Genomic DNA, 21,620 nt, shown 5'->3' on the forward strand with positions numbered 1-21,620 from the left:
ACATCTTTGAGATCAGAGTGATATCAAGGCGACAAGGAGTCGAAACGTACTTGGCTGTATCACTCCAACCTGCAAGGTGCCTTTATGGTGACAAGAAACATGAAACTGACTTCCAGGGCGCTACTGAGTTTCGGCGCTATCTGTGTACTGCTGATTGGTCTGGGAGGGCTGGCACTGTGGAAAATGGGACAGATTCACGACGCGGCACTGGATCTGCAAACCAACTGGCTGCCCAGCGTCAGGCAAGCCACGAAAATCGAATCCGGCACCTTGCGCGTGCGCCTGGAAGCACTGCACTACGCCACTGAGAACGATGCCCAGAAAGCCGCTTCCCTGGACAAGCTGGGCACCCTGAAGGCCAGCCTGGCCCAGGCCATCAAGGATTACGAACCGCTGGTTTCCAGCGCCGAGGAAAAAACCACCTTTGATCAGGTCAAGCGCGGCGCCCAGGACTACCTGGACAAGCTGGCGGTGCTGATCGAGAACAGCAAGACTAACACTGCACAACAGACCAGCGACTACATCAACCAGGTCACCGTGCCCCTGGCCAACACCCTGCAGTCCGCCATCGAGGCACTGATCGCCATCAACGAAAACGGCGCCGAGCACTCCGCCAACCAGGCCGGCCAACAGTTCGACACCGGCCTGACTCTGACCTCGGTGATCATCGTCCTGGCGATTGTCCTGACGATCCTCATCGCCACCCTGTTCACCCGCAGCATCATCCGCCCGGTGCTGTCGCTGCTGGCCACCACCCAGAAGATCGCCGAGGGCGACTTGCGGGCCCAGGTGGACGTCAGCGGCCAGGACGAGCTGACCGACCTGCAGAAATCCACCCAGGCCATGCTCGACAGCCTGAAATCCACCATCCGCCACATCGCCGATTCGTCCACCCAGCTGGCTTCCGCGGCCGAGGAAATGAGCGCCATCACCCGCGAGTCCAACGCCGGCATCCAGCAACAGAGCATGGAGACCGACCAGGCCGCCACCGCGGTCAATGAAATGACCGCTGCGGTGGAGGAAGTAGCGCGCAACGCGGTGTCCGCCTCGCAATCCACCCAGGCCTCCGAGCGCTCGGCCGGGCTGGGCAAGGAGCGGGTCGAGCAGACCATCCACTCCATCGAGAAACTCACCGGCACCGTGGAACACACCCGGCTGGAAATGGCCGGCCTGGCCCAGCAGGCCCAGGACATCACCAAGGTCCTGGATGTGATCCGCGCCATTGCCGAGCAGACCAACCTGCTGGCCCTGAACGCCGCGATCGAGGCCGCCCGGGCCGGGGAACAGGGCCGCGGCTTCGCCGTGGTGGCCGATGAAGTGCGCGCCCTCGCCCACCGCACCCAGCTCTCGACCCAGGAGATCGAGCAGATGATCCAGGGCATCCAGAGCGGTTCGAGCAAGGCTATGCTGTCTATGCAGCAAAGCAGCGAGGACGCCAGCCAGACCCTGGCCATCGCCCACGAGGCCGGCGCCGCCATCGGTCATATCACCCAGGCCATCAGCGAAATCAACGAACGCAACCTGATGATCGCCACCGCCTCGGAGGAACAGGCCCAGGTGGCACGCTCGGTGGACCAGAACCTGATGAGCATCCGCGACCTGTCGCTGCAAAGCTCGTCCGCCGCCAGCCAGACTTCCATCGCCAGCAGTGAACTGTCGTCACTGGCGGTCAGTCTGAACAAACTGGTGGCACGCTTCTCCCTCTGACCGGGCGTGACCGGTCAAGCGGTTCAGGATAAGTAACGGCAAGGAGCGTTATCGATCAGCCAGCCCGGGCCGCCTCTTGGCGCCCGGGCCGGTCTGAATCAGGTGGGGGGCTCGACCGTGCTCAAACTCATTTCCGTGCAGCAGTTGCAGATGGGCATGTATATCCACCAGTTCTGCGGTTCGTGGCTGGACCATTCGTTCTGGAAAGCCGGCTTCGTGCTCAATAGCCACGCCGACTTGCAGCGCCTGCGCCAGTCCAATGTCAGCAGCCTGTGGATCGACTCGGACAAGGGCCTGGACCTGCCGGCGAACCCGCATCCCAGCGCGCCGGCCGCCCTGCCGTCGCTCAAGAGCGAAGCCCCGCTGCGGGTCGAGCGGGCCGAGGAAATCCAGCGTGCGCTGAAGATCTGCGCCCACTCCAAGAAGGCGGTGATGCAGATGTTCCAGGAGGTGCGCATGGGCCAGGCCATCGAGCTGGTCCAGGTGGACGAGCTGGTGCACAACATCTCCAGCTCGCTGCTGCGCCACCCCGACGTGCTGATCAGCCTGGCCCGGCTCAAGACCGCCGACGACTACACCTACATGCACTCGGTGGCGGTCTGCGCGCTGATGGTGGCGGTGGCCCGGCAACTGGAGCTGCCGGTGGAGCAGGTGCACCAGGCCGGAGTCGCCGGGCTGCTGCACGACATCGGCAAGCTGACCATCCCCGACAGCATCCTCAACAAACCGGAAAAACTCTCCGCCGACGAGTTCGAGCGGATCAAGCTGCACCCCGCCGCCGGTGGTGCCATCCTGCGCCAGAACCCGCAGTTGGACGCGCTGGTGCTGGATGTGTGCCTGCACCATCACGAAAAGATCGACGGCAGCGGCTACCCGCACCACCTGGCGGGGGAGCAGATCAGTCTGTTCGCACAGATGGGCGCGGTCTGCGACGTGTATGACGCCGTGACCTCGACCCGCCCCTACAACCGTGGCTGGGACCCGGCCGAAGCCTTGCAGCGCATGTCCGGCTGGACCGGACATTTCGGCCCGCGGGTGTTGCAGGCCCTGGTCAAGTGCGTGGGCATCTACCCGGTGGGTTCCCTGGTGCGCCTGAACAGCGGCAAGCTGGCGGTGGTCCTGGAGCAGAACAGCGAGTCGCTGCTACTGCCCAAGGTCAAGGTGTTCTTTTCCACACGCTCGAAGATGCCCCTGCCGCAACGGGTCCTGGACCTTTCACGGCTGCAGGGCGAGGAACACATCGTCGCCCGGGAAGCGCAAGAGGCCTGGGACTTCAAGCAACTGCAACAGCTTTGGAGCGAGGTCCCGGCCTGAACCTCAGGTGCCCAGGGTCAGGCCGTTGGCCGGCAAGGGCAGCGCGGTCTTGTAGCGCACCTGCTTGAGGGCAAAGCTGGAACGGATATTGGCCACCCCGGGGACCTTGGTCAGGAAGTCCATCATGAAGCGTTCCAGGGACTGGATGCTGGGCACCAGCACCCGGATCAGATAGTCCGGATCACCGGCCATCAGGTAGCACTCCATCACCTCCGGGCGGTCGGCGATGGCCTCCTCGAAGTGCTGCAGGGCCTCTTCCACCTGCTTCTCCAGGCTGACGTGGATGAACACATTGACGTGCAACCCCAACAGGTCGGCATCCAGCAGGGTCACCTGCTCGCGGATCAGCCCCAGCTCCTCCATGGCCTTGACCCGGTTGAAGCACGGGGTGGGAGAAAGATTCACCGAGCGGGCAAGGTCAGCGTTGGTGATGCGGGCATTCTCCTGAAGACTGTTGAGAATGCCGATATCGGTACGGTCCAGTTTGCGCATGAGACAAAACAACCTGTTTTTTATGTTTATGCAGATTTTTTATCTGCAAATACCGTCCAGCGCAATGAAACAGAGATAAATATTCTTCTACGCCCGGCCTATGATGTTTGTAGGACAAGATTTCTCTTACCCAGGGAATGACTGTCAGCTAGCGCGCCCAATTACAAGAAATCCACAAGATCGAGCGTAGAAAGCCATGACCCCAGCGTATGCACCGCTACGCCTGCACGTTCCCGAGCCCTCGGGGCGTCCCGGCTGCAAGACCGACTTCACCTACCTGCGTCTGAACGATGCCGGCCTGGCCCGCAAACCTCCTATCGATATCGAACCTGCCGACTGCGCCGACCTGGCCCGTGGCCTGATACGCGTGCTCGACGATCAGGGCAACGCCCTGGGCGACTGGGCCGCGGACGTGCCTGTGGAGATCCTCCGCCAGGGCATGCGCGCCATGCTCAAGACGCGGATCTTCGACAATCGCATGGTGGTCGCCCAGCGGCAGAAGAAGATGTCCTTCTATATGCAGAGCCTGGGCGAGGAAGCCATCGGCAGTGCCCAGGCCCTGGCGTTGAACATCGACGACATGTGCTTCCCCACCTACCGCCAGCAAAGCATCCTGATGGCCCGGGAAGTGCCGCTGGTGGAGATGATCTGCCAACTGCTGTCCAACGAGCGCGATCCGCTCAAGGGGCGCCAGTTGCCGATCATGTACTCGGTGAAGGAATCCGGGTTCTTTACTATCTCCGGCAACCTGGCGACCCAGTTCGTGCAGGGCGTGGGCTGGGGCATGGCCTCGGCGATCAAGGGCGATACCAAGATCGCCTCGGCCTGGATCGGCGACGGCGCCACCGCCGAGTCGGACTTCCACACCGCCCTGACCTTCGCCCACGTGTACCGCGCACCGGTGATCCTCAACGTGGTCAACAACCAGTGGGCGATCTCCACCTTCCAGGCCATCGCCGGCGGTGAAGCCACCACCTTCGCCGGACGCGGCGTGGGCTGCGGCATCGCTTCGCTACGGGTCGACGGCAACGACTTCATCGCCGTCTACACCGCCTCGCGCTGGGCCGCCGAACGTGCCCGCCGCAACCTTGGCCCGACCCTGATCGAGTGGGTCACCTACCGCGCCGGCCCGCACTCCACCTCCGACGACCCGTCCAAGTACCGCCCGGCCGACGACTGGAGCCACTTCCCCCTGGGCGATCCGATTGCCCGCCTCAAGCAGCACCTGATCAAGATCGGCCAGTGGTCCGAAGAGGAACACGCCGCGGTCAGTGCCGAGCTGGAAGCCCAGGTCATCGCCGCCCAGAAGGAAGCCGAGCAGTACGGCACCCTCGCCGGCGGCCAGATCCCCAGCGCCGCGACCATGTTCGAGGATGTCTACAAGGACATGCCCGAGCACTTGAAACGCCAACGCCAGGAACTGGGGATCTGAAATGAACGATCACAACAACAATATCCAGCTGGACACCGCCATGACCACCACCACCATGACCATGATCCAGGCCCTGCGCTCGGCCATGGATGTGATGCTCGAGCGTGACGACAACGTCGTGGTATTCGGCCAGGACGTGGGCTACTTCGGCGGCGTGTTCCGCTGCACCGAAGGCCTGCAGGCCAAGTACGGCACCTCGCGGGTGTTCGACGCGCCGATCTCGGAAAGCGGCATCGTCGGCGCGGCCATCGGCATGGGCGCCTACGGCCTGCGCCCGGTGGCGGAAATCCAGTTCGCCGACTACGTCTACCCGGCCTCGGACCAGATCATTTCCGAAGCCGCGCGCCTGCGCTATCGCTCCGCCGGCCAGTTCACCGCGCCCATGACCCTGCGCATGCCTTGCGGCGGCGGCATCTACGGCGGGCAGACCCACAGCCAGAGCATCGAGGCGATGTTCACCCAGGTCTGCGGCCTGCGCACCGTGATGCCTTCCAACCCCTACGACGCCAAGGGCCTGCTGATCGCCTCCATCGAGAACGATGACCCGGTGATCTTCCTCGAACCCAAGCGCCTGTATAACGGCCCGTTCGACGGCCATCACGATCGCCCGGTAACCCCCTGGTCGAAACACCCGGCGGCCCAGGTACCGGACGGCTACTACAAGGTGCCGCTGGACGTGGCGGCCATCGCCCGCCCGGGCAAGGACGTGACCATCCTCACCTACGGCACCACCGTCTACGTGTCGCAAGTGGCGGCCGAGGAAACCGGCATCGACGCCGAGGTCATCGACCTGCGCAGCCTGTGGCCCCTGGACCTGGACACCATCGTCAAGTCGGTGAAAAAGACCGGCCGTTGCGTGGTGGTGCATGAAGCCACCCGCACCTGCGGTTTCGGCGCCGAACTGGTGTCGCTGGTGCAGGAACACTGCTTCCACCACCTGGAAGCCCCGATCGAGCGCGTCACCGGTTGGGATACGCCGTATCCCCACGCGCAGGAGTGGGCATATTTCCCAGGGCCGTCCCGAGTGGGCGCGGCGCTGCAACGGGTCATGGAGGTCTGAATGGGCACGCACGTTATCAAGATGCCGGACATCGGCGAAGGCATCGCGGAAGTTGAACTGGCGCAGTGGCACGTCAAGGTCGGCGATCAGGTAGTGGAAGATCAGGTGCTGGCGGACGTGATGACCGACAAGGCGATGGTCGACATCCCCTCCCCGGTGCACGGCAAGGTCATCTCCCTGGGCGGCGAGCCCGGTGAAGTGATGGCGGTGGGCAGCATCCTCATCAGCATCGAGGTCGAAGGCGCGGGCAACCTCAAGGAATCCGCCCAGGCAGCCGCACCGGCGGCAAAAGAGCCGGCAGCTATTAATAAGCCCGTGGCCGCCGCGCCAGTGGCCCAAGCCCCCAAAGCGGAAAAACCCGTCGCCAGTCCAGCAGCAGCCTGCCGCGCAGCGCCCCAGGCACCGGTGGCCCGGGAAGCCGACGAGCGTCCGCTGGCCTCGCCGGCGGTGCGCAAGCACGCCCTGGACCTGGGCATCCAGCTGCGCCTGGTGCAAGGCAGCGGCCCGGCCGGGCGCATCCTGCACGAAGACCTGGACGCCTACCTGGCCCAGGACAGCCAGCCGCTCAAGGGTTACTCGGCGCCAGGGGCCGGCTATGCCGAGCGCCATGATGAAGAGCAGATCCAGGTCATTGGCATGCGCCGCAAGATCGCCCAGCGCATGCAGGAGTCCAAGCATCGCGCCGCGCACTTCAGCTATGTCGAGGAAGTGGACGTCACCGCCCTGGAAGAGCTGCGCATCCACCTCAATGAAAAGCACGGCGCCACCCGCGGCAAGCTGACCCTGCTGCCGTTCCTGGTGCGGGCCATGGTCGTCGCCCTGCGCGACTTCCCGCAGATCAACGCCCGCTACGACGACGAGGCCCAGGTCATCACCCGCCACGGCGCGGTGCACGTCGGGGTCGCCACCCAGAGCGACGTCGGCCTGATGGTGCCGGTGGTGCGCCACGCCGAAGCCCGCAGCCTGTGGGGCAACGCCGAGGAAATCGCGCGCCTGGCCCAGGCCGCTCGCAGCGGCAAGGCCGCCCGGGATGAACTCTCCGGTTCCACCATCACCCTCACCAGCCTCGGCGCGCTGGGCGGGATCGTCAGCACGCCGGTGCTGAACCTGCCGGAAGTGGCGATTGTCGGGGTCAACCGCATCGTCGAGCGGCCCATGGTGATCAAGGGCCAGATCGTGATCCGCAAGATGATGAACCTCTCCAGCTCCTTCGATCATCGGGTGGTCGACGGCATGGACGCTGCGCAATTCATCCAGGCCATTCGCGGCCTGCTCGAACAACCCGCCACGCTGTTTGTGGAGTAAGACATGCAACAGACTCTCAATACCCAACTGCTGATCATCGGCGGCGGCCCTGGCGGTTATGTGGCGGCCATCCGCGCCGGCCAGCTGGGCATCTCCACCATTCTGGTGGAGGGCCAGTCCCTGGGCGGCACCTGCCTGAACATCGGTTGCATCCCGTCCAAGGCGCTGATCCATGTCGCCGAGCAGTTCCACCAGACCCGCCACCACAGCCAGGGCTCGGCCCTGGGCATCGAAGTGGCGGCGCCAACCCTGAACATCGGCAAGAGCGTGGAATGGAAGGACGGCATCGTCGACCGCCTGACCACCGGGGTCGCCGCGCTGCTGAAGAAAAACAAGGTCCAGGTGATTCAGGGCTGGGCCAGGGTCATCGACGGCAAGACCGTGGAGATCGAAGGCGCCGATACCCGCATCCAGTGCGAGCACCTGCTGCTGGCCACCGGTTCGAAAAGCGTCAACCTGCCGATGCTGCCCATCGGCGGGCCGATCATTTCCTCCACCGAGGCCCTGGCGCCCAAGACCCTGCCCAACCGCCTGACCGTGGTCGGCGGCGGCTACATCGGCCTGGAACTGGGCATCGCCTACCGCAAGCTCGGGGTCGAGGTCAGCGTGGTGGAGGCCCAGGAACGCATCCTGCCCGCCTACGACGGCGAACTGACCCAGCCGGTGCTGGACTCGGTGAAGCAGTTGGGGATCAAGCTCTACCTCAAGCACAGCGTGCTGGGCTTCGATGCCGCCAGCAGCAGCCTGCAGGTACGCGAGCCCAATGGCGACACCCTGAACCTGGCCACCGACCAGGTACTGGTGGCGGTGGGCCGCAAGCCCAACACCCAGGGCTGGAACCTGGAAAGCCTGAACCTGGACATGAACGGCGCGGCCATCAAGATCGACCACCGGTGCCAGACCAGCATGCGCAACGTCTGGGCCATCGGCGACCTGAGCGGTGAGCCGATGCTCGCGCACCGGGCCATGGCCCAGGGCGAGATGGTCGCCGAGCTGATCGCCGGCAAGCACCGGGAATTCAACCCGGCAGCGATCCCCGCGGTGTGCTTCACCGACCCGGAACTGGTGGTGGTGGGCAAGACCCCGGACGAGGCCCGCGCTGCCGGCCTGGATTGCATCGTCAGCAGCTTCCCGTTCGCGGCCAATGGCCGGGCCATGACCCTGGAATCGAAAAGCGGTTTCGTGCGGGTGGTGGCCCGAAGTGACAATCACCTGATTGTCGGCTGGCAGGCAGTGGGAGTCGGAGTCTCCGAATTGTCCACGGCGTTCGGCCAATCCCTGGAAATGGGCGCGCGCCTGGAAGACATCGGCGGCACCATCCACGCCCACCCGACCCTGGGTGAAGCGGTCCAGGAAGCGGCGCTGCGGGCACTGGGCCACGCCCTGCATCTGTAACCACTCAAGGGGCACACAGGACAGTGCCCAGGTAGGAGCGAGCTTGCTCGCGAAAGGGCTGACGGGGATAGCCAAGCGTCCGCGCCGGGGCCTTCGCGAGCAAGCTCGCTCCTACAGGGGGTATGGGGCTGTTAGGGGGGAAGCTTCATAAGCAGGCTAAGTTTTTTTGCGCCCCCTCCCATCGTCCGGGATGCGGCACGCCCCCGGAATGCAGTATTGTTGTGCCCATCCAAAAAAACGTCAGAAGCCTTGAGCCGTTCCGACGGTTGTTAAGCGATAGAGGGTGTCATGGGTAACGAAAGCATCAATTGGGACAAGCTGGGTTTTGACTACATCAAGACAGACAAGCGCTATCTGTCGCACTGGCGTAACGGCGAGTGGGACGCAGGCACCCTGACTGAAGACAATGTGCTGCACATCAGCGAGGGCTCCACCGCCCTGCACTATGGCCAGCAATGTTTCGAAGGCCTGAAGGCCTACCGCTGCAAGGACGGTTCGATCAACCTGTTCCGTCCGGACCAGAACGCCGCACGCATGCAGCGCAGCTGCGCCCGCCTGCTGATGCCGCAGGTCTCCACCGAACAGTTCATCGAAGCCTGCAAGGCCGTGGTCAAGGCCAACGAACGCTTCATCCCGCCCTACGGCACCGGCGGCGCGCTGTACCTGCGCCCGTTCGTGATCGGCGTCGGCGACAACATCGGCGTGCGCACCGCGCCGGAGTTCATCTTCTCGATCTTCGCCATCCCGGTCGGCGCCTACTTCAAGGGCGGCCTGACCCCGCACAACTTCCTGATCTCCAGCTACGACCGCGCGGCGCCTCAGGGCACCGGCGCGGCCAAGGTCGGTGGCAACTACGCCGCCAGCCTGATGCCCGGCGCCCAGGCCAAGAAGGCCAGCTTCGCCGACTGCATCTACCTCGACCCGCTGACCCACAGCAAGATCGAGGAAGTGGGTTCGGCCAACTTCTTCGGCATCACTCACGACGACAAATTCGTCACCCCCAACTCGCCATCGGTTCTGCCGGGCATCACCCGCCTGTCGCTGATCGAGCTGGCCAAGACCCGCCTGGGCCTGGAAGTGGTCGAAGGCGACGTGTTCATCGACAAGCTGGCGGACTTCAAGGAAGCCGGTGCCTGCGGTACTGCCGCGGTGATCACGCCGATCGGCGGCATCGAGTACCAGAACAAGCTGCACGTGTTCTACAGCGAAAAAGAAGTCGGCCCGATCACCCAGAAGCTCTACAAAGAGCTGACCGGTGTGCAGACCGGCGACGTCGAAGCGCCAGCGGGCTGGATCGTCAAGGTCTGATTCCCCCCCTGCTTCAGCCGAGCCCGCCCCTGGTTGCCAGGGGCGGGCTTTTTCATGCCTGGAATCTGCCTCTTCGTTCCGGGCAGACCGGCGTCAGACTTTTCTTGCGGAGCTCTGGCAACGATCTATATGATAAGCGTTATCATTTGCAGCCTCCCGACCCCGGTAATTTTCCGCCATGCCTGCTCCCGCCCAAGCCAGCGATCTGACCCAGCTGTATCGCCAGCAACATCAGTGGCTGAAGAACTGGCTGCGCCTGCGACTGAATTGTTCCCACAGCGCTGCCGACCTGGCCCAGGACACCTTCCTGCGGCTACTGGCCAAGCCTGAGCCGGTGCAGATCCAGGCGCCCCGCAGCTTCCTGGCGAAGGTGGCGCAGAGCGTGCTGAGCAACCACTACCGGCGCCAGAAGCTGGAGCGGGCCTATCTGGAGGCCTTGCAGCACGTCCCCGCGCACGTGGTGCCGGACCTGGAAACCCAGGCCATCCTCCTGGAAACCCTGATGCAGCTGGACGCCGTGCTTGAACGTCAGGAACCTGCGGTGCGCCAGGCATTCCTCTGGTGGCAACTCGAGGGCCTGGGCCATGAGCAGATCGCCGAGCGCCTGCAAGTCTCGGTGACCACGGTCAAGCGCTACATCATCAAGGCCGGTGCCCAGTGCATCCTTCTCGACGACAGCCTGGGCTCGCTGTGAATCATCCACTGAGCAGCAACGCAAATGCAGAACCCCAGTCCATCGACATCGCCATGGCCGAACAGGCCATGCAATGGCAACTGGACCTGCAGGAACCCCAGGTCAGTGCCGCCACTCTCGCCGCCTGGCACCGCTGGCGCCAGGCCCACCCTTTGCACGAAAAAGCCTGGCAGCGGGCCGAAACCCTAGCTCAACGCCTGCAGCAGGTGCGCAGCCAGGGCCACAGCGAGCTGGCCCGGGCCACCCTGGTGCCAAACCTCGGCCGCCGTCGTGCCCTCAAGCAACTGGGGCTGCTGCTGGTCACCGGCGCCGGTGCCTGGGCCGCGCGGGACACAGCCCTGGTACAGGACTGGAGTGCCGACTACAGCACCCGGGTCGGCCAACAGCGGCGTATCACCCTGGCGGACCAGACCCGGGTCCAGCTCAACACCGATACCGCCATTGCCCTGCGTTTCGACCGCGAGCAACGGCGCATCAAGCTACTGCGTGGCGAACTGCTGCTGACCCTGGCACGCCAGGATTCGCTCCCGGCCCTCCACGTGGAAACCGCCGAAGGCTGGATTGAAACCAGCACAGCACGCTTCAGTGTGCGCCAGCTGGCCGGGCGCACCGAACTGTCGGTGTACCAGGGCAACCTCACCCTGCGCCCCCGGGATGGCGGGCAGCCAGCACTGTCCCTGGGAGCCGGCGAACAGGCACGCTTCAACCGCCAGGGCTTGCTGCTGCGCCAGGCACAGAACGCCACGCAACCGGCCTGGAGCCAGGGCATGCTGGTGGCCCAGGGCCAGGCCCTGGCGCAGTTCCTGGAAGAACTGGGCCGCTACCGTCACGGGCACCTGGGCTGCGATCCAAGCCTCGCCCAGTTGAAGGTTTCCGGCACCTTCCCCCTGGCCGACACCGACCGCGTGCTGTTCGCCGTGGCCCGGACCCTGCAACTGGAGGTGCGCCAGTTCACTCGCTACTGGGTCACCCTCAAGCCCCGTACCGCCCTGAGCTGAAAATAATGTTGCAACAAGGTGGTCTGTTTTTCGTGCTGGCGAGACTTACCCCCCAGAACATTCATTTGCATGGGGAGCAACACATGTCATCTGCAGTAACGCAGCGCCGCCACCGAACCTTTTCACTCAAGCAGAATCTGGCCGGCGCCGTGGCCCAGGGCCTGGTCTGCCTTGGCGCAAGCACCGCGACCGCGCTGTTGCCCACCTGGGCGCTGGCAGCAGAACAGGCCCAGGTCGAGTTCGATATCGCCCCCGGCAACCTGGCCAGCGCCCTCACCCGCTTCGGCCAGAGCGCGCACATTTTGCTGTCCTACCCGGCGAGCCTGACCGAGGGCCGCAGCAGCCCCGGGCTGCGCGGCCGACATGATGTCGACAGCGGCCTGGCCCTGCTGCTCAGCGGCACCGGGCTGCAAGCGGTGCGCGGCGCCAACGGCGACTACTCCCTGCAAACCCGCGGCAACGGTGCCAGCCTGGAGTTGAGCCCAGTATCGATCTCCGGCAAGGCGCCGGGCTCCACCACCGAAGGCACCGGCGAATACACCACCTATTCCTCCAGCAGTTCCACACGCTTGAACCTGACGCCCCGGGAGACCCCGCAGTCGATCACCGTGATGACCCGCCAGCGCCTGGACGACCAGAACCTCAGCACCCTCACCGACACCCTGGAAGCCACCCCGGGGATCATCGTCACCCGCGACGGCCTGGGGGCGGAAACCGACAGCTACTGGTCCCGAGGCTTCGCCATCCAGAACTACGAGATCGACGGCGTCCCCACCAACACCCGCCTGGACAACTACTCCCAGAGCATGGCCATGTACGACCGGGTGGAAGTGGTGCGCGGCGCCACAGGCCTGATCAGTGGCATGGGCAACCCGTCGGCGACCATCAACCTGATCCGCAAGCGCCCTACCAGCGAGGCCCAGGCCAGTATCACCGGCCAGGCCGGCACCTGGGACCGCTATGGCGGCGGGGTCGACGTCTCCGGCCCACTGACCGACAGCGGCAATGTGCGCGGGCGCCTGGTGGCCGACTACAAGACCGAAAGCGCCTGGGTCGACCGTTTCAAGCAACAGACCCAACTGCTGTACGGCATCAGTGAGTTCGACCTCAGCGAGGACACCCTGCTGACCCTGGGCTTGAGCTACCAGCGCACCGACGTCGACTCGCCGCTACGCACCGGCCTGCCGACGCGTTTCAGCAGCGGTGAGCGTACCGACTTCAAGCGCTCCACCAACACCTCCCCGGACTGGTCCTACAACGACCACCAGCAGACCAGTTACTTCGCCTCCATCGAACAGCAGTTGGGCAACGGCTGGAGCGGCAAGGTGGAGTTCACCCACGCCGAGAACCAGTTCGACGAGCTGTTCAACTTCGCCATGGGCTCGGTCAACAAGGACGGCAGCGGCCTTACCCAACTGCCGGTGCGTTTCTCCGGTACCCCGCGCCAGGACAACCTCGACCTCTACCTCACCGGCCCCTTCAGCCTGTTCGGCCGCGAGCATGAGCTAATCGGCGGCATGACCCTGTCCCAATACAAGGAGCGCACCCCGAGCTGGGGCGGCTGGCGCTATGACTACGCCGGCTCCCCTGCCGGCCCCATCGACAACCTGTTCGACTGGGACGGCCACTCGCCCAAGCCCAGTCAGAACGTGAGCGGCAAGGCGTCGATCGATGAAAACCAGTACGCCGCCTACCTGACCTCGCGCCTGAGCCTGACCGACGACTTGAGCCTGATCCTCGGTAGCCGGGTCATCAACTGGAGCAGCGACAGCTCCGACCGCCCCTACGGCGGCGACGAAACCAAGGTCAAGCGTGAAGAAAACGGCGTGTTCATTCCTTACGCCGGGGTGGTCTACGACCTCGACGACACCTGGTCGGTGTACGCCAGCTACACCAGCATCTTCAACCCCCAGGCGTCCTGGGTGCGCAGCGAAGACAACAAGCCCCTGGACCCGATGGAAGGCAAGGGCTACGAAGTCGGGATCAAGGGCAGCCACTTCGACGGCCGCCTGAACTCCAGCCTGGCGCTGTACAAGCTGCAACAGGACAACCTGGCGATCTGGCAGCACGACAACGTCTACAGCTCCGAGCAGGACACCACCTCCAAGGGCGTGGAACTGGAGTTCAACGGTGAGCTGGCCGAAGGCTGGCAAGCCTCCGCCGGCTACACCTACTCGGTCACCACTGACGCTGATGACCAGAGGATCACCACCGGTGTACCGCGCAACAGCTTCAAGACCTTCACCAGCTATCGCCTGCAAGGTCCGCTGGACAAGCTGACCGTGGGCGCAGGAGTCAACTGGCAGAGCAAGATCGGCGGCGACCTGCACACCTTCACCCAGGGCAGCTACGCGGTAACCAACCTGATGACACGCTATGACATCAGCCGCAACCTCAGTGCCTCCCTCAACCTGAACAACCTGTTCGATCGCACCTACTACAGCAACGCGGGTTCCTACGGTAACTACGGTGCACCGCGCAACCTGATGACCAGCTTCAAGTACAGCTTCTGATGACCGCCGAACCGCGCCGGGGCTGAGCCCGTCGCGGCCTGCGCAACCTGCCTTCGTCATGACGAAGGCAGGTTCGGTGCTAGAGGCCGATACCGAACAGCGCCAGTACCCGTCGCGACCCATCCACCACCAGCAACGCGGCCTGGGATGCCATCAAGGTGTAGAAAAAGCTCGCGATCAACACGCAGAGCTCGAACCAGACGAACATCGGCCAGTTGCTGGCGCGCAGCGGCCGCTCCTGCATGAGCTGCCTCACGCCGTTGCGTGGCAGGTGATAGACGATCTCGAACACCTTGGTCTCGCGAAAATTCTTGAACACTGCATACATCACGGCAAAGCCGGTGACAGCCGCCATCCACCAGAAACCGACCAGTTCCACCCCGCTCTGCCCCTGGGACTGGAGGCTGGCGCTCTGTTGAAAAAAATGCATGCCCACCGCTGAAACCAAAGGCATCACGACCCCGAAGTAGACCACCAGCCCCAGGCTGGCCATGGCCACACCGCTGGCAAACACACTGATGCGGATCACCCAGGCGAGGAACCCGGGGGAAAACTTCGAATAGGCCCTCTGGGTTTCGATCACCAGCAAGGGGATCAGCATGGTCAGCACTCCAACCGCGATGTCCACGACCTTGAACCCGGTCTTGGGCAGCAGCAGCGCCGCCAGGAAGGTCACGCCGCGGCTGCCCACCCGCCACATCATCTTCGCGTCGTCAGTCACTCCCTTCGACCAGAATTCCTCGGTAATGCCCTTGCCGTCATCCAAGCCGTCATCCATTGGCTGCCTGCCTCATTGTTCAAAGCCGCCCATTGTCAGGGAAGGCCCTGGGGCCTGCCCAGCGCTATCGCCGCGCGGCTGGCCGATCCGCTTGCCTGGCCGGGCTGCCACCTGGCTGGCCTGCCCGTCGCGCTGTTTGCCGTGGCGAGCCTGGTTGATCAGTGCCGGAATCAGCGGCCCCTCCGGCAGGTGCTTCCAGAAGCGCGCCGGCAAGTGCCCCTGCATCACCCGGGGGTTGAGCCGCGCCGGGTTGAAGATATGGCTGTAGTAGGCCAGCCACAGCTCGCCCCCGGGGTCTTCGCCGGCCTGGGCCAGTTGCCGCCAGGCGCTGGGGCAGCGCCTCTGGTGGTGCAGTTGCGTACCGTCGAAATACACCCCGTCCCGGGGCGTGGCGATCATCCAGCGGTGGCGCCCCATGCGCCCGATGAAATGCCGGCTGGCCTGGGCCAGGATGTCGTGGGCCGGCTCGTGCCAGGCCACGTATTCAGGCTGCTCGGCCAGCTGTGAGCGGCCCGCGGGCAAGCTGACGAAGCGCACGAAGGCATGCAGGTGATGGGCCTCGCGGTCGACTTGCTTGATTCGCCGCTGAAACTCGCTGCCCAGTTGATCGCCGCTGAGCATGGCCGTGCGGTCGCCATGGCTGACCCGCCACAGCACCTCGTACAACAGGCTCCAGCGCTGCTCGCCGCGATAGCAGGCGGCCCGTTCCAGCAGCTCCAGCAGGGCCAGGGGAATCCGTGCACGAAACGGACCGGGCTGCTCAGGGCAAGCCTCATCGCTGGCGAACAGATCGGCCTCCTGCGTCCCGGACCAACTGACCCGGCTCGGGTCGATGGAATGGCTGAGCAGCCAGCGCGCCTGCTGGCGCCAGGTGTCGAACAGGTCGTCACAGTCCAGGCTGATCATCCCCAGAGCCCCATCTGCTGCGGTTGCGGGCGTTCCCGCAGTTGCTGGTAGAGCAGCGTGCTGCTGGTCTCCGCCTGCTGCGGGTGATAGTCGCTGGTGATAAAGAACGGCCTGGCCTTGCTCAGCACACAGCGCATGCGCGCCAGGTCCTCGTAGCGGATACGCCGCTCGCGGCGCAGTTCCACCAGGCGCTGGGTAGTGCGCAGGCCGATCCCCGGAATGCGCGAGATCAGCGCCGGTTCGGCACGGTTCAGGTCCAGGGGAAACACGCTGCGGTTGTCCAGGGCCCAGGCCAGCTTGGGGTCCATGTCCAGGGCCAGGTGCCCCGGCCCCTGGAACAGTTCGTTGGCGCTGAAGCCATAGCCGCGCAGCAGGAAGTCGGCCTGGTACAGGCGGTGCTCGCGCATCAGCGGTGGCGCGGCCAGGGGTACGCTTTTCGGGCTGTTGGGAATCGGGCTGAAGGCCGAGTAATAGACCCGGCGCAGGCGGAAGTTGCCGTACAGCGCCTCAGCGCTGTGGAGGATGGTGCTGTCGTCGGTGTCATCGGCGCCGACGATCATCTGGGTGCTCTGCCCGGCCGGGGCGAAGCGCGGCGCCCGGGGCTCGTTGAGCACCGTCTGCTCGCCGGTATAGATGGTGCCCATGGCCTGCTTGATCGAACCCAGGTGCTTTTCCGGGGCCAGGGCCTTGAGGCCCTGGTCGGTGGGCAGCTCGACGTTGACGCTGAGGCGGTCGGCGTAGCGCCCGGCCTGCTCGATCAGCAACGGATCGGCGTCGGGGATGGTCTTGAGGTGGATGTAGCCACGGAACTCGTGCTCTTCGCGCAGCAGCCTGGCCACCTGCACCAGTTGCTCCATGGTGTAGTCCGCCGAGCGGATGATCCCCGAGCTGAGGAACAGCCCGCTGACGCAATTGCGCCGGTAGAAATCCAGGGTCAGGTGCACGACTTCCTCGGGGCTGAAGCGTGCCCGGGGTACGTCGCTGGAACGGCGATTGACGCAGTACTGGCAGTCGTAGAGGCAGAAATTGGTCAGCAGCACCTTGAGCAGCGAGACGCAGCGCCCGTCCGGCGTATAGCTGTGGCAGATGCCCATGCCATTGCTCGAACCCAGCCCGCTCTTGCCTTCGGAACTGCGCTTGGGCGCGCCGCTGCTGGCGCAGGAAGCGTCGTACTTGGCGGCGTCGGCGAGGATGCTCAGCTTGTCGATCAGTTGCATGGCTAGGCCCGGATACTGTTTTTATATACAGTACAGAGAAAAACCCCGGGACCACAAGAGAGCTGCAGGGGGCAAATTGAAAAAAAACCTCTCGCCACCCCGTCGGCAGCCTGGAGCTATTGGCGAAAATCCTTAAGATACCCCCGCGCCCACGCCCCCTGGAAAGGACTCTGCCCCATGCATCGCCTCTACCGTTTCTGCCTGTTCGGCATGGCCTTGCTGTCGAGCATTGCCGCCAGCGCCGCGCCCACCGACCAGGAACTGATCGCTGCCCTGTACGCCAAAGTCCAGGCCCGTCAGGACTGGCAGGCCCAGGCCAGGCAATGCCCCGGCGACAACATGCCGGCCAGGGCCGCGATACGGGCCACGCAGGCCAACCGCTGCGAAACCCCGGAGCAGCTGGGGGCCTGCCTGCAGCGCTGCGAAGCCGGCGACGGCAACGATTGCTACTGGCTGGCAACCACCCTGCAACAGGCCAAAGGGCCTGCCGAAGGCTATGAACCGCTGTACCAGCGCGCTTGCAGCCTGGGCCTGGTCTCCGGCTGCACCAACCGCGCCGCCGGCATGCTCACGGCCGACGCCGACAGCCAGGGCACCCGGCACTGTGCAGTGCAGACCTTCAACAAGGCCTGTGAGCTGGATGACCCCTGGGCCTGCACCATGTACGGCTTCCACCTGAGCCGGGGCATAGGCGTAGCGCCCGACGCCGATCTGGCGCTGAAGGTGCTGGATAAATCCTGCAAGCACGGCCCCGCCGACCCTGCCTGCAGCGGTGCCCGCCAGTTGCAGGAAGACATTCGCAACGCCCTTGAAGCGGCGAAACGCTGAATCGTCCCGGGAACGGTCTCGCTGGCAGGAGCCGACTTGCCAGCGCCCGGGCGTTCAAGAACTGCGCGGCGCCACCGGGCTTTCGCGATTGCGCTTGAAACGCTGGCGCAGCCATTCGTAGCCGCTGACCATGACAATCCCCGCCAGCACCAGCAACGCGCCGAAAATGAAGTTCGGCTCCAGCGGCTCATGCAGCAGCCAGACCCCGAAACCGATGCCGAACAGCGGGGTCATGAACGACAGCACGCCCAACCGCGAGGCCGGGTAGCGGCGCAGCAGGGTGAACCAGATCAGGAAGCTGGCGAACGACACCACCAACACCTGAAAGCCCAGGCTGGCGACCACCAACGGAGTGAAACGGATGCTGGTCTGATCGGTCAGCAGCGCCGCCAGCCCGAGCCAGACAAAGGCCCCCAGCAGTTGATACTGCAGGGTCCGGGTGGTGGGGCTGGAGGCTAGCCGCGAACAGCGCACCACCACGGTGGTCGCGCCCCAGGCGACCCCGCCCAGCACCCCGAGAAAATCCCCCAGCAGCACATGGCTGCCACCGCCGTGCCCGGCCGCGGCGGGGCCGCTAAAGGCCACGACTATGCCACCAAAGGCCACGCCGATACCCAGCCACTGCGCGGGTTTCAACCGCTCGGCCGGCATCAGCCAGTGCAGCCCCAGGGCGGCGAAGATCGGCGCGGTATAGAGAAAGATCGCCATGTGCGAGGCCGTGGTGTAGCGCAGCCCTTCACCCACCAGCAGAAACTCCAGGGCGAACAGCCCGCCCACCAGCAGGCCCGGGCGCCAATGGCCGTCACCCAGCCCCAGGCGCTCGCCGCGCCAGCACATCAGCAGGCCCACCAGCAGCGCCGCGCCGCCGGAGCGCAGGGCAATCTGCAGCACCGGGGCGATGTCCGACGCAGTGGCCTTGAGCGCCACCTGCTGCAGGCCCCAGATCGCGCACAGGCCAACCATCAGGCTGCAGGCGGTGGCATCCAGGGGTTGGCGAGTGGCCATGGCAGATCCTTCATCGAGAAAACGTGATGAAGGATTGTCCGCCTGACAGTTTTCCTAGATATAGTTTTAATCCGCCAGCCCATAGCACTTATCCGCCAACCGGTGCCCGACATGAACAAAGCCGCGCAACAGTTGCACCTGCCGCCTTTCAGCGAAGCCCTGCCGGCGCCGATCTTCTTTCGCGCGGCCAATCTGCCGGCCCACGCCACCTACCCGCGCCACCGCCATCCGTGGGGCGAGTTCGTCTATGCCTACAGCGGGGTGATGGAAATCGAGCTGGGCGACCACCATTACCTGGCGCCGCCGCAGTACGGCATCTGGCTGCCGCCGAATGTCGAGCACATGGGCTTCAACCGCCACGAAGCCTGCCACTGCTCGCTGTACCTGGCGCCCGAGCTGTGCACCGCCCTGCCCGCCCGGCACTGCGCCCTGAGCCTCAGCCCGCTGGTCCTGGCGCTCCTGGACGACTTGCGCCAGGCGCCACCGGGCCTGCCCCAGAGCGACGAGCAACAGCGCATGCTGCAGGTGCTGGTGGACAAGCTGGGGCATGCCTCCTGCGCCGGCAGCTACCTGCCCTCGTCCGACGACCCGCTGCTGGGCCCGGTGCTGCGCACCCTCAAGGCCAACCCCGGCGACCCGCGCTCGCTGCCGCAACTGGCCCATGCCGCCAACACCAGCGAACGCACGCTGATGCGGCGCAGCCAGCGCGAGCTGGGCATGTCACTGGTGGAATGGCGCCAGCGCCTGAAAGTGGTGCAGGCCCTGGCCCTGCTGGAACAGGGACGGACCGTGGAAAGCATCGGCCTGGACCTGGGCTACAGCAGCGCCTCGGCCTTTATCAGCATGTTCCGGCGGATGATGGGCACCACCCCGGATGAATACCGCCGCCAAGCCATGGGCCGCGACTGAGCCCGGCGCGCCTATTGATGCTGTACCTGCATCATGGAACTGACCTGCACCTGCGCGTGCATCTGCTCCGCCCCGCCACCGCGACGCATGCCGCGTACCGGGCAGGCGTCCAGATAATCCAGGCCCACCGCCAGTTTCAGGTGGCGCTCGGGGCGGTCCAGGCGGTTGGTCACGTCGAAGCTGTACCAGCCGTCATCCAGCCAGGCTTCGGCCCAGGCATGGCTGGCCAGGTGGCTCTGGTCCTCGGTGCACAGGTAGCCGGACACGTAGCGCGCCGGTATGCCCAGGCTGCGGGCGCAGGCCAGGAACGCATGGGTGTGGTCCTGGCAGACGCCGGCGCCGCCGGCAAAGGCTTGCGCGCCGGTGCTGCCGACCCCGGTGGCGCCAGGGCTGTAGGGCATGTGCTCGGCCAGGGCCTGCATCAGCTCGATCAGCGCGGCGCGATCGCGGCGCTCGCCACAATGCTGTCGGGCAAAGTCGCTCAGGGCCGGGTCGGCCTTGCTCAGGTGGCTGCTGCGCAGGAACGGCAGCGGCGACTGGCTGTCGCCCTCCACTTCGCGCAGCGGGTCGATCTGCACTTCGCCGAAAGCGCTGAGGACGATCGCGCCGTGGGGCTCGTCCAGGGTCATGACGTGGAGGATGTTGCCGTAGGGATCGCGCTGGGCACGCACCCGCCGCGGCAGCTCCAGGTGCCATTGGAGGATCTGCTGGCGCAGGCTGTTCTGGGGCGTCAGGCGCAGGAACTGGATGCTGGTGCAGACTTCATCGGTGTAGCTGTAGGTCGTGTCGTGACGAATGGACAGTTTCATACCACCTCCAGATAGGACTCGTGCACGGTTTGCCCCAGGTGGCGGATCTGAGCGATGCAGTCGGTCAGCCACTGGTGCAGCCCGGAGTCGAGAATCTCGTTGATCCCGGTGTAGCGCAGCCGCGCATTCAGCTCGGCGGCCAGGCGCTGGGCCGGGCGGCCGTTGTCCCCCGGCAGCGCGGCGAGGATCTGGTCCAGCGCCTCGACGCAGGCGTGCAGCGAGCGCGGCACATCGGCGCGCAGCAGCAGCATTTCGGACACCTGCTCGGCCCCCGGGGCATTGCGGTAGATCTCGTTGAACGCCTCGAAGGAGGACAAGGCGCGAAGCAAGGCGCTCCACTGGTAGTAGCCGCGGGCCGAATCGTCGCTGACCTCCTCGGACTCCTCGCCGAACATTTCATAGCGCGCATCCAGCAGGCGCAGGGTGTTGTCGGCGCGTTCGATAAAGGTTCCCAGGCGGATAAAGCGATAGGCATCGTTGCGCATGATGGTGCCGGCGGTAGCGCCGCGGAACAGGTGCGAACGCTCCTTGACCCACTCGCAGAACTGGCTGATGCCATAGCGCCCCAGGCCGTTGCGGGCGATGTTGCGCATCTCCAGCCAGGTGGCGTTGATGTTTTCCCACATATCGGCGGTGATCCGCCCGCGCACCGCGTGGGCATTGCTGCGTGCCGCGCGCAGGCAGCAGTAGATGCTGCCCGGGTTGCTCTCGTCGAGGGCGAAGAAATGCAGCATGCGCTCGCTGTTGAGTTCGCCGTGGCGCTGGTGGTAATCGTCCAGGGTGCCGGCGGCCAGCAGCGACATGGCCAGTTCGGCCTGGCCGTCGCCGCGCCCGGCCTGGGGCATCAACGACAGCGAGTAACTGACTTCGAGCATGCGTGCCAGGTTCTCGGCACGCTCCAGGTAGCGGGACATCCAGTACAGATCGGCTGCGGTTCTTGAAAGCATGGT

The 21,620-nt window shown here is 65.1% G+C and carries 19 protein-coding genes; 12 read left to right on the plus strand and 7 right to left on the minus strand.

Annotated features, from left to right (window positions below):
* Positions 1-99 precede the first annotated feature (99 nt).
* Both AC1RL5_RS14665 and AC1RL5_RS14670 read left to right on the plus strand, forming a co-directional pair.
* Entirely contained in the window at positions 100-1,707 is a 1,608-nt protein-coding gene (locus tag AC1RL5_RS14665) for a methyl-accepting chemotaxis protein (protein WP_375538500.1), read from the plus strand.
* A 117-nt stretch (positions 1,708-1,824) separates the two neighbouring features.
* Positions 1,825-3,021, plus strand: a complete 1,197-nt coding sequence (locus tag AC1RL5_RS14670) for a cyclic di-GMP phosphodiesterase (protein WP_072452457.1) — start codon at positions 1,825-1,827, stop codon at positions 3,019-3,021.
* A 3-nt stretch (positions 3,022-3,024) separates the two neighbouring features.
* Here the strand turns inward: AC1RL5_RS14670 and bkdR are convergent, their stop codons facing one another.
* Complete coding sequence (gene bkdR, locus AC1RL5_RS14675; protein ID WP_011060831.1) at positions 3,025-3,513, minus strand: Bkd operon transcriptional regulator BkdR; 489 nt, start codon at positions 3,511-3,513, stop codon at positions 3,025-3,027.
* 196 nt (positions 3,514-3,709) lie between these two features.
* On the opposite strand from bkdR, the gene AC1RL5_RS14680 reads away from it, so the two are divergent.
* The 8 genes from AC1RL5_RS14680 (at position 3,710) to AC1RL5_RS14715 (ending at position 14,218) form a co-directional block, all read left to right on the plus strand.
* Positions 3,710-4,945 (plus strand): 3-methyl-2-oxobutanoate dehydrogenase (2-methylpropanoyl-transferring) subunit alpha, encoded by a 1,236-nt coding sequence (locus tag AC1RL5_RS14680; protein WP_065363800.1) that lies wholly within the window; start codon positions 3,710-3,712, stop codon positions 4,943-4,945.
* Position 4,946: 1 nt separating this feature from the next.
* The gene (locus tag AC1RL5_RS14685; protein ID WP_011060829.1) at positions 4,947-6,005 is read left to right on the plus strand and encodes an alpha-ketoacid dehydrogenase subunit beta; all 1,059 of its coding nucleotides are present in this window, start codon (positions 4,947-4,949) and stop codon (positions 6,003-6,005) included.
* On the plus strand, positions 6,006-7,310 hold the full coding sequence (locus AC1RL5_RS14690; RefSeq protein WP_019094316.1) for a dihydrolipoamide acetyltransferase family protein: 1,305 nt from the start codon (positions 6,006-6,008) through the stop codon (positions 7,308-7,310).
* A gap of 3 nt (positions 7,311-7,313) precedes the next feature.
* Entirely contained in the window at positions 7,314-8,705 is a 1,392-nt protein-coding gene (gene lpdA, locus AC1RL5_RS14695; protein ID WP_015635267.1) for a dihydrolipoyl dehydrogenase, read from the plus strand.
* 288 nt (positions 8,706-8,993) lie between these two features.
* Complete coding sequence (locus AC1RL5_RS14700; protein WP_011060826.1) at positions 8,994-10,013, plus strand: branched-chain amino acid aminotransferase; 1,020 nt, start codon at positions 8,994-8,996, stop codon at positions 10,011-10,013.
* 178 nt (positions 10,014-10,191) lie between these two features.
* Positions 10,192-10,707 (plus strand): sigma-70 family RNA polymerase sigma factor, encoded by a 516-nt coding sequence (locus AC1RL5_RS14705; RefSeq protein WP_011060825.1) that lies wholly within the window; start codon positions 10,192-10,194, stop codon positions 10,705-10,707.
* The gene (locus tag AC1RL5_RS14710; RefSeq protein ID WP_041774198.1) at positions 10,704-11,705 is read left to right on the plus strand and encodes a FecR domain-containing protein; all 1,002 of its coding nucleotides are present in this window, start codon (positions 10,704-10,706) and stop codon (positions 11,703-11,705) included. The genes AC1RL5_RS14705 and AC1RL5_RS14710 overlap by 4 nt, the downstream gene beginning before the upstream one ends.
* Before the next feature lie 83 nt (positions 11,706-11,788).
* Complete coding sequence (locus AC1RL5_RS14715; protein WP_083533739.1) at positions 11,789-14,218, plus strand: TonB-dependent siderophore receptor; 2,430 nt, start codon at positions 11,789-11,791, stop codon at positions 14,216-14,218.
* A 79-nt stretch (positions 14,219-14,297) separates the two neighbouring features.
* Here AC1RL5_RS14715 and AC1RL5_RS14720 read toward each other — a convergent pair whose 3' ends face one another.
* Genes AC1RL5_RS14720 through AC1RL5_RS14730 form a run of 3 tightly spaced genes read right to left on the minus strand, consistent with a single transcriptional unit; the run spans position 14,298 to position 17,119 of the window.
* The gene (locus tag AC1RL5_RS14720; protein WP_072452294.1) at positions 14,298-14,996 is read right to left on the minus strand and encodes a hypothetical protein; all 699 of its coding nucleotides are present in this window, start codon (positions 14,994-14,996) and stop codon (positions 14,298-14,300) included.
* Positions 14,997-15,008: 12 nt separating this feature from the next.
* Complete coding sequence (locus AC1RL5_RS14725; RefSeq protein ID WP_011060821.1) at positions 15,009-15,902, minus strand: TIGR03915 family putative DNA repair protein; 894 nt, start codon at positions 15,900-15,902, stop codon at positions 15,009-15,011.
* On the minus strand, positions 15,899-17,119 hold the full coding sequence (locus tag AC1RL5_RS14730; RefSeq protein WP_019094319.1) for a putative DNA modification/repair radical SAM protein: 1,221 nt from the start codon (positions 17,117-17,119) through the stop codon (positions 15,899-15,901). Before AC1RL5_RS14730 ends, AC1RL5_RS14725 begins: the two co-directional genes overlap by 4 nt.
* 177 nt (positions 17,120-17,296) lie before the next feature.
* Here AC1RL5_RS14730 and AC1RL5_RS14735 point away from each other — a divergent pair, with 177 nt between their 5' ends.
* Complete coding sequence (locus AC1RL5_RS14735) at positions 17,297-17,947, plus strand: SEL1-like repeat protein (RefSeq protein WP_019094320.1); 651 nt, start codon at positions 17,297-17,299, stop codon at positions 17,945-17,947.
* Between the two features lie 54 nt (positions 17,948-18,001).
* Here the strand turns inward: AC1RL5_RS14735 and AC1RL5_RS14740 are convergent, their stop codons facing one another.
* Positions 18,002-18,952 carry a DMT family transporter gene (locus AC1RL5_RS14740; protein ID WP_072452296.1) on the minus strand — a complete coding sequence of 317 codons (951 nt, stop codon included), beginning with the start codon at positions 18,950-18,952 and terminating at the stop codon, positions 18,002-18,004.
* A 111-nt stretch (positions 18,953-19,063) separates the two neighbouring features.
* Between AC1RL5_RS14740 and AC1RL5_RS14745 the strand changes: the two genes are divergently transcribed.
* Positions 19,064-19,861: an AraC family transcriptional regulator gene (locus AC1RL5_RS14745; RefSeq protein WP_011060818.1), complete on the plus strand. Its 798-nt coding sequence runs from the start codon at positions 19,064-19,066 to the stop codon at positions 19,859-19,861.
* 11 nt (positions 19,862-19,872) lie between these two features.
* Here AC1RL5_RS14745 and AC1RL5_RS14750 read toward each other — a convergent pair whose 3' ends face one another.
* The gene (locus tag AC1RL5_RS14750; protein ID WP_011060817.1) at positions 19,873-20,670 is read right to left on the minus strand and encodes a transglutaminase family protein; all 798 of its coding nucleotides are present in this window, start codon (positions 20,668-20,670) and stop codon (positions 19,873-19,875) included.
* On the minus strand, positions 20,667-21,617 hold the full coding sequence (locus AC1RL5_RS14755) for an alpha-E domain-containing protein (RefSeq protein WP_072452297.1): 951 nt from the start codon (positions 21,615-21,617) through the stop codon (positions 20,667-20,669). The genes AC1RL5_RS14750 and AC1RL5_RS14755 overlap by 4 nt, the downstream gene beginning before the upstream one ends.
* Positions 21,618-21,620: the final 3 nt, after the last annotated feature.

Source organism: Pseudomonas sp. GW822-FHT06D10 (assembly GCF_058799535.1).

Coding starts and splice junctions, on each gene's coding strand:
- AC1RL5_RS14690 (WP_019094316.1), top strand. CDS start 6,006: ATGGGCACGCACGTTATCAAGATGCCGGACATCGGCGAAGGCATCGCG.
- lpdA (WP_015635267.1), top strand. CDS start 7,314: ATGCAACAGACTCTCAATACCCAACTGCTGATCATCGGCGGCGGCCCT.
- AC1RL5_RS14730 (WP_019094319.1), bottom strand. CDS start 17,119: ATGCAACTGATCGACAAGCTGAGCATCCTCGCCGACGCCGCCAAGTAC.
- AC1RL5_RS14740 (WP_072452296.1), bottom strand. CDS start 18,952: ATGGCCACTCGCCAACCCCTGGATGCCACCGCCTGCAGCCTGATGGTT.
- bkdR (WP_011060831.1), bottom strand. CDS start 3,513: ATGCGCAAACTGGACCGTACCGATATCGGCATTCTCAACAGTCTTCAG.
- AC1RL5_RS14745 (WP_011060818.1), top strand. CDS start 19,064: ATGAACAAAGCCGCGCAACAGTTGCACCTGCCGCCTTTCAGCGAAGCC.
- AC1RL5_RS14750 (WP_011060817.1), bottom strand. CDS start 20,670: ATGAAACTGTCCATTCGTCACGACACGACCTACAGCTACACCGATGAA.
- AC1RL5_RS14755 (WP_072452297.1), bottom strand. CDS start 21,617: ATGCTTTCAAGAACCGCAGCCGATCTGTACTGGATGTCCCGCTACCTG.
- AC1RL5_RS14685 (WP_011060829.1), top strand. CDS start 4,947: ATGAACGATCACAACAACAATATCCAGCTGGACACCGCCATGACCACC.
- AC1RL5_RS14680 (WP_065363800.1), top strand. CDS start 3,710: ATGACCCCAGCGTATGCACCGCTACGCCTGCACGTTCCCGAGCCCTCG.
- AC1RL5_RS14715 (WP_083533739.1), top strand. CDS start 11,789: ATGTCATCTGCAGTAACGCAGCGCCGCCACCGAACCTTTTCACTCAAG.
- AC1RL5_RS14725 (WP_011060821.1), bottom strand. CDS start 15,902: ATGATCAGCCTGGACTGTGACGACCTGTTCGACACCTGGCGCCAGCAG.
- AC1RL5_RS14665 (WP_375538500.1), top strand. CDS start 100: ATGAAACTGACTTCCAGGGCGCTACTGAGTTTCGGCGCTATCTGTGTA.
- AC1RL5_RS14700 (WP_011060826.1), top strand. CDS start 8,994: ATGGGTAACGAAAGCATCAATTGGGACAAGCTGGGTTTTGACTACATC.
- AC1RL5_RS14720 (WP_072452294.1), bottom strand. CDS start 14,996: ATGGATGACGGCTTGGATGACGGCAAGGGCATTACCGAGGAATTCTGG.
- AC1RL5_RS14705 (WP_011060825.1), top strand. CDS start 10,192: ATGCCTGCTCCCGCCCAAGCCAGCGATCTGACCCAGCTGTATCGCCAG.
- AC1RL5_RS14735 (WP_019094320.1), top strand. CDS start 17,297: ATGCATCGCCTCTACCGTTTCTGCCTGTTCGGCATGGCCTTGCTGTCG.